Genomic DNA, 3,808 nt, shown 5'->3' with positions numbered 1-3,808 from the left:
CCGCGCGTCCGCGGCCCGGTTCCGCCGGCGGCCGCACCCGGGCGCCGCCACGGCGTGAGCACCCGCTCAAGCGCCAGCAGGAGCACGTCCATCAGCGCCGCCAGCACCAGGGTCATCAGGATCCCGACCACGATTTCGGTCATAAAATAGCGCAGCAGCCCGTCGGTGAACAGGAAACCGAGGTTCCGGACGCCGATCAGCGCGCCGACGCTGGCCACCGAGATGTTGCTCACGGACACCACCCGCAGCCCGGCCACCAGCACCGGAATGCACAGCGGAAGGTCCACGCTGAAAAACCGGCGGACCGGCAGGTAGCCCATGGCCACCGCGGCCTGCCGGATGCCGTCGTCCACGGAGTTCAGCGCGTCCACCACCGCGCGGACCAGCAGCGCGACCGAGTAAACGGTCAGCGCCACGATCAGGTTGGACATTTCCAGGATCCCGGTACCCAGGATGACCGGCAGGATCACGAACAGGGCGAGCGAGGGAATCGTGTACAGCACCGAGGAGACGGACAGAATAACGCCGCGCACTGCGCGGACCCGCCAGGCCAGGTAGCCCAGCGGCAGCGACAGCACGAGCCCGAGTACCAGCGGGAGCGCGGACTGGAACAGGTGGAGGGCGCTCAGCTCCAGCACATAGGGCAGGTTCGCCAGGAACCACTCCATCAGCTGCCGCCCGCTTGGAGCCTCTGCAGCACGGCCGCGGGATCGACCAGGCCGGCCACCCGCCCGTCGGCGTCGACGGCGACCCCGGCCCCGGACGGCGACGACAACGCCGCATCCAGCGCCTGGCGCAGGCTGGACCCCACGGTGAACAGCGACCCGCCGATGCGGGCCCGGGCCGGGTCCACTTCCCCGGGCGGCAGCCACCCCGCCGGTGCGCCGTCGTCGTCGGTCAGCAACAGCCAGCCCTCCCGGGACGCCTCGCCGACGCTGTCCGCGGTCGCGGTGCGGGCAGGCAGCAGCGGCAGCCCGTGCGCGCTGTTGAAGGACAGCGAGCGGAAGCCGCGGTCCCGGCCGACGAAACCGGCGACGAAATCGTCCACCGGCGCCCGCAGGACCTCCTCGGGCGGGGCGAACTGGGCCAGCCGGCCCCCGGTGGCGAAGACGGCCAGCTTGTCCCCGAGGAGGGCCGCTTCGTCGATATCGTGCGTGACGAAGACGATGGTTTTCGCCAGCTGCTGTTGCAGCCGCAGCAGTTCCTGCTGCAGCTCGGCACGGACCACCGGATCCACCGCACTGAACGGCTCGTCCATGAGCAGGATCGGCGGGTCGGCCGCGAGCGCCCGCGCCACTCCGACGCGCTGCTGCTGGCCGCCGGAGAGTTGGGCCGGATACCTGCCGCCCAGCTCACGGGACAGCCCGACGACGGCGAGCAGCTCGTCGGCCCGCTTGCGGGCCGCGGCCCGGCGGACGCCGTTCAGCCGCGGCACGGTGGCGATGTTGTCCAGCACCGTTCGGTGCGGCAGCAGCCCGGCAGCTTGCATGACGTAGCCCATGGACCGGCGCAGGGCCGCTGCGGGCCGGCCGGAGACGTCGTGGCCGTCCACGAGAACGGACCCGGAGGTCGGCTCCACCATCCGGTTGATCATCCGCAGCGAGGTGGTCTTGCCGCAGCCCGAAGGGCCCACGAAGACGGTGATCGCGCCGCGGTCGATGTCCAGCGTCAGGTCTTGGACCGCCGCCTGTCCGGCGTAGGTCTTCGTGACGGCGCGGAACTGCACCATGGGGCCGGCACCGGCTCCGGCCGAGCGTTCGGCCGGCAGCTCATCCGGCCGGGCGGCCGGCCTCGTGGGCTCGGGCATGCTGAACCTTCCGTGGGGGGTCCTGCGGCCGGCAGGCCCACAGGTGCTGCCACCGAGTCTAGTCAACGGCACGGCCCGCGAGCACCCGGTCAGCGCCTGCCGCGATGGTCCTTGGCCTGTGCGGCGGCCTTGGCCGCCTTACCGAACTGCCGGCCGGCCCGGCGCTGCTCTGCCACGTTCTGCCGCAGGTGCAGACGGGCCAGCTCGCGTTCCATCTTCCGGTAGCTGTCCCAGCGCCGCTGCTCCAGGCTGCCGGCGGCGAGGGCCTGGCGCACGGCGCAGCCGGGCTCGGCGTCGTGCGCGCAGTCGTTGAACCGGCAGCCGGCGGCCAGGTCTTCGATGTCCGCGAACATGGTCGCCAGCCCCTCCTCCGCGTCCCACAGCGCGAAGCCGCGGATGCCCGGCGTGTCCATGAGCACGGCGCCGTTGGGCAGGGGAATGAGCTCGCGCGCCGTGGTGGTGTGCCGGCCCTTCCCGTCGCCGGCCCGGACGGCTCCGGTGTCCTGCACCGCCCGGCCTGCGAGCGCGTTGATCAGGCTGGATTTGCCCGAGCCCGAGGGCCCGAGCAGCACCATCGTCCGGCCGGGGCCCAGGTATTCGGCCACGGCATCGAGCCCGTCGCCCGTTTCCGCGCTCGTCGCCAAGACGTCCGCGCCGGCGGCCTGCTCGACGATCTGGGCGGCGACCTCGTCATGGCGGCCGCTCAGGTCGGCCTTGGTCAGGATGACCACCGGCAGCGCCCCGGAATCCCACGCGGCCACCAGGGTGCGCTCCAGCCGGTTGGCCGACAGCGGCCGGTCGAAGGGCACCGCGATGCCGACCAGGTCCATGTTGGCGGCCAGGATCTGCTCGGCCGCCAGCGGATCGTAGGCCTGTTTGCGGGACAGGGCGGAAAACCGCGGAAGCAGCCCGGCGATGGCCGGGCCGCCGGCGGAAGCCGGCCGGGCGGCGTCGTACGCCACCCAATCTCCGGTGGCCGGCTGCGGGCTGAGGCCTGCGGTGGCCAGGTGCAGCAGGCCGCCGTCGGCCGCCAGCAGGACGCGGCCGCGGTCGGTGCGCACCACCCGGGCGGGGCGGAGCGCCGGGTCGGGAAAATGGAGGTTGAACTGCGCGGCGGCGTGTCGGGTGTAGCCGTAGCTGCGCAGCAAGGAGTGCGGGTGATGGGTGTCGGTCACGACGGTTACCTCGGGGCGTGAGGCCTCCGCCCGGGGACGTTCCGGCCGCTAGCCGCGGCGCGGGCGGGGTACGGAGGCTGGGCTGGTGATGGCAGCAGGATCTGCGGGATAAACGGTCATCACACCCACCTCCTCGGGGTTGTCCGGCGGGCTGGTCAGCCCGACAACTGGATCAGCATAGCGCTCACCGGCCGTTTGCGGAATGGCCCGCCGGGACGCCGTCCGGGAAGTAGAGGCGCAGCCCCAGATCCACCAGGTCGACCCGGTCCAGCGTCGGAACCTCATGGAGCGGGATCCACCGGGCCAGGTCCGTGGAGCCGTCGGCCTCGTCGGTCAGTTCGCCGCCGACAACGCTGGCCGCGTAGATGACGCGGAAGGCGTGCAGCGGCCGCTGCCCGTGCAGGCGCTTCGCGGCCGGAATGTGCTTGCTGTCCACGCCCAGCAGCTGCTCGAGCCTGGCGGCGTAGCCCGTTTCTTCCCGGATCTCGCGGACCGCGCCGGTTGCGGCGTCTTCGCCGTATTCCAGGCCGCCGCCGGGCAGGGTCCAGCGCGGCCAGCCTGCGCCGGTCCAGCGGACCAGCAGCACCGCGCCGTCGGCCACGATCACGCCGTAGGCGGCCACGCGCGTGTCGAATTCCATGTCCCCCAGTCTAGGGCGACGGCCAGTGTAGGGCGGCGGCCGGTGTAGGGGGCGGCTAGTGTAGGGCGGCGGGCGAGGCGGCTATCGGACGCGGAGGCCGCTGTGCGCCGCCGCCTGCGCATCCGTGCGCAGTTCGTCGCGGGCGCGCAGCAACGCGTCCCGACGTTCCCGCGGCGCCACCGCGGC

4 protein-coding genes are annotated in these 3,808 nt (G+C 72.7%); all 4 read right to left on the bottom strand.

Features of this window, described 5'->3' with window-relative positions; all coding sequences use genetic code 11:
* A partial coding sequence (locus AC5RUH_RS16475) for an ABC transporter permease (RefSeq protein ID WP_494129127.1) occupies positions 1–668 on the bottom strand: 668 nt, incomplete at its 3' end.
* A complete protein-coding gene (locus AC5RUH_RS16470) occupies positions 668–1,729 on the bottom strand; it encodes an ABC transporter ATP-binding protein (protein ID WP_494129128.1) in 1,062 nt (353 codons plus the stop codon). The genes AC5RUH_RS16475 and AC5RUH_RS16470, both read right to left, overlap by 1 nt.
* A 167-nt stretch (positions 1,730–1,896) precedes the next feature.
* Complete coding sequence (rsgA, locus tag AC5RUH_RS16465) at positions 1,897–2,982, bottom strand: ribosome small subunit-dependent GTPase A (protein WP_494129126.1); 1,086 nt, start codon at positions 2,980–2,982, stop codon at positions 1,897–1,899.
* A gap of 184 nt (positions 2,983–3,166) precedes the next feature.
* Entirely contained in the window at positions 3,167–3,622 is a 456-nt protein-coding gene (locus AC5RUH_RS16460) for an NUDIX hydrolase (protein WP_494129125.1), read from the bottom strand.
* Positions 3,623–3,808: the final 186 nt, after the last annotated feature.

This window comes from Arthrobacter sp. Y3223166, assembly GCF_059090935.1.
This window is presented reverse-complemented; position numbering and strand designations above follow the sequence as displayed.